The organism is Zoogloea sp. (assembly GCF_023150065.1).
Classification (GTDB): domain Bacteria; phylum Pseudomonadota; class Gammaproteobacteria; order Burkholderiales; family Rhodocyclaceae; genus Zoogloea.
Genome location: NZ_JAKLLN010000143.1, coordinates 1 through 650, shown reverse-complemented (window position 1 = coordinate 650; position 650 = coordinate 1). Strand labels below are relative to the sequence as shown.

The following is a 650-nucleotide window of genomic DNA, read 5'->3' as shown; positions in this document are numbered from 1 at the left end:
CTGTTCCGCGACCGCTTCATCGGCGTGGTGCGCGAAGGGCACCTGCTGTGCCAGCGGGAGATCACCCCCGCCCGCTACGCCGCCGGCCGCCACGTGCTGGTGGCGCGCCAGGGCGTGGATCGCGGGCCGGTGGATGAGGCGCTCAAGGCCGTCGGGCTGGAGCGTCAGGTGGCCACCACCGTGGGTGGCTTTTCGACGGCGCTGGCGCTGGTGCGCAGCACCGACCTGATCGCCAGCGTGCCCGAGCGCCACACCGGCCTGCTGCGCGCTGGGTTGTTCAGCTTTGCGCTGCCGGTGCCCGTGCCAGAGATCACCGTGTCGATGCTGTGGCACCCGCGCCTCGACGGTGGGGTGTGCGGCGCAGACTGACGGGCGCCCCATCGCCCCCCGCCCTGCGGCGTGCGCGACGTAACACATTGAAAAGAAATCTCCAGGCAGCGGCCGGAATAGGTGACCTTGTCCCTGCCCCGGGCGGATGCACGTACCGTACCATCGGTGCTGCTTCGAACCTTGCGTCCCTATGCCCCGGTGGGGCTGGAGAGAACTCCCCATGTCCTGTGATCCACGCGGTGCCTGCCGGTTGCCCGACGCGCGGCGTGCGATCCATGGGGCAATCGTCTGCTGCGCCCTGTGGCTGCTGCTCGTGTTCT

At 69.8% G+C, this 650-nt stretch carries 1 protein-coding gene; it reads left to right on the top strand.

The annotated features are described in order from the left end of the window. On the top strand, window positions 1-369 hold a 369-nt coding region (locus tag L6Q67_RS23930; protein WP_296576134.1), incomplete at its 5' end, for a LysR substrate-binding domain-containing protein. Window positions 370-650 lie beyond the last annotated feature (281 nt).